The sequence below is a fragment of the Clostridium sp. genome, assembly GCF_051650885.1.
Taxonomy (GTDB): domain Bacteria; phylum Bacillota; class Clostridia; order Clostridiales; family Clostridiaceae; genus Clostridium.
The window spans coordinates 1-2279 of the sequence record NZ_JBOFRG010000195.1 but is presented as its reverse complement, the minus strand read 5'-3'; the positions used below and the strand labels follow the sequence as shown (position 1 = coordinate 2279).

3 protein-coding genes are annotated in these 2279 nt (G+C 25.8%); all 3 read right to left on the bottom strand.

What is annotated here, in order from left to right; all coding sequences use genetic code 11:
• On the bottom strand, nt 1-336 hold a 336-nt coding region (locus ACRC28_RS09455), incomplete at its 3' end, for a hypothetical protein (protein WP_438543203.1).
• Nucleotides 330-1211, bottom strand: a complete 882-nt coding sequence (locus tag ACRC28_RS09450) for an ATP-binding cassette domain-containing protein (protein WP_438543202.1) — start codon at nt 1209-1211, stop codon at nt 330-332. The genes ACRC28_RS09450 and ACRC28_RS09455, both read right to left, overlap by 7 nt.
• Nucleotides 1208-2279: hypothetical protein (locus tag ACRC28_RS09445; RefSeq protein WP_438543201.1), on the bottom strand; the 1072-nt coding region annotated here is incomplete at its 5' end. The genes ACRC28_RS09450 and ACRC28_RS09445, both read right to left, overlap by 4 nt.

The window sequence follows — 2279 nt, the reverse complement described above, 5'->3', positions numbered from 1 at the left end:
AGTATTTAAAGAAATTACTATTCCTGATAAAATAATATAAATAACTGTTACTATTGAAAGATATTTTATAATAAGTACTAATAAGTATTTATTATAAGATTTACCTCCATAAACTTTTATTATATTACTCATTTCACTTGTCATATAAAATGTAAATACTACAATTGTTGGCAGGGATAAAGCTATTGGCAAAACTATATCCATAATAAATATAATTCCTCCAATTTCAACAATTCCTTCTTTTAATAAAAATATACTATATACCACTAAAACGAAAGCTAATGATATTAATAATTCTCGAATCCCTAGCATTTTTAATTCTATCTTCTTTAACATGTCTTATTCTCATCCTTTAAAAAACAAATATAGGCGTCTTCTAAACTTATTTCTTCATTTTTGGCATTCACAGAAACTCTTTCTTTAGATATATATTTTGCTAAATATATTCCATCATCTATTTTAAAATTTAAAACTTTCTTCTCCCTATTTATTTTGTTAAATTCATCTTTAGATATTTTATCTGTCCACACAAATTCTTTATATTTAGCTATTAACTCTCTAGCATTTCCTCTGTATTCTAAAATACCTTTATTCATTATAAATAAATTATTTGAACAAAATTCAATATCTTCTACTATATGAGTCGATATTATAACAATTTTCTCTTCTGAAATCTTAGATAAAATATTTCTAAACACAATTCGCTGCTCCGGATCTAATCCTACTGTTGGCTCATCTATTATTATTATTTTAGAATCACCTAAGAAAGCTTGTGCAATTCCAAGTCTTCTTAAAACTCCTCCTGAATAAGTTTTTATCTTTTTGTCTATAAATTCTTCAAAATCAACAAACTCTATAACCTTCCCAACTTCTTCATTCTTTCCAGTTTTAAGCCCCTTTAAGTCATATATAAACTCTAAAAATTCTCTTCCTGTCACATTTTTAAATGTATCAAACTTTTGTGGAAGATACCCAATACTACCTTTAATTACATACTTATCTAAATAGTTTATATCATTTAAGCAAATTTTTCCTTCATAGCCATCTAGAAGAGATACTAAAACTTTCATAAGAGTTGTTTTACCAGCTCCATTAGGTCCTAAAATAGCAATAATTCCATTTTCAATTTCAAAAGATAATCCCTTTAAAATTTCTTTTTTCCCATACTTAAACTTTAAATTCTCTACCTTTAATTTATTATTTATCATCATATAATCACGCACCCATTTAAAACTCTAAACCCTAAGGCTTCTGTACATATAATTTCCTTTCGTTTCTCTATTTCTGAAATAATCACGTCTTTATTTTCCATTTCATTTATTATATCTTTCAAGAAAACTAGCTCTTCTTTTATATTCTTTTTCCTTGTGGTGTAAATATCATATCCATCCACATTCACTTTTTCTAGATTTCCTTTTAATAAAACCACTTCATTTCCTATTCCTTTTAAAATTCCATTTTCATTCTTAAAGTTAGATAAAACTTCATCATCACCTATATTTATAATAAATTCCTTCTCTCTTTTATCCATCATCTTTGGATAAAATGCCATATAAGTTTCTTCTAAAAAAATTTTATTTTTATTTGCAATTACATCAACATCCCCATTTGGAAGAATTCTGTTTACTAATCCCTCATAAGAAATTTTCACCTCTGTATTTCCTTCTACTTCTTGATTTAAATCAATATTTATAGTATCAAATCCTCTTTCATATTCCACATTCTTCCCATTTACTAAAACTTCTGTAACTTTAAATATTGAATCTAAATACAATAAACAGTTTTTCTCTTTTTTATCAAATGTCATATCCATTTTTACATTTGATTTTAACTTTTTATCAATATCTATATCCATATCATATTTATTTATCCTATATGCATACTCTCTCTCCTCAACTTCACCATACGCTCCAGGTGCTAAATCATAGCTATTATATCCCATATATAAAGCGCCTCCGCATATAAATATTAAAACTCCTAAAATACCATAATCTATAAAACTAATTTTAATCTTTCTTTCCTTCTTAAATAAATAATAAAATATTCCCAAAATTAAAATAACAACTATGAACTTATCTAAAGCAAAATCAAGACCATGTGAAAATCCTAAAAACCTATTATATCTCCCTAAATCAAAATCATCATGAACATTAAAAACCCTAATTATAAATGGAATTATAGTCCCATCTAGCATACTCGTATTAGCAACAATCATACTTAATGCTGAAGACATCACTAAAATACTAGTTCCAACACAAATAATTCTCTTAATTAATCCA

Bases quoted from the DNA above. Each gene is read 5' to 3' on its own strand.
- ACRC28_RS09450 (WP_438543202.1), bottom strand. From the start codon at position 1,211: ATGATGATAAATAATAAATTAAAGGTAGAGAATTTAAAGTTTAAGTAT.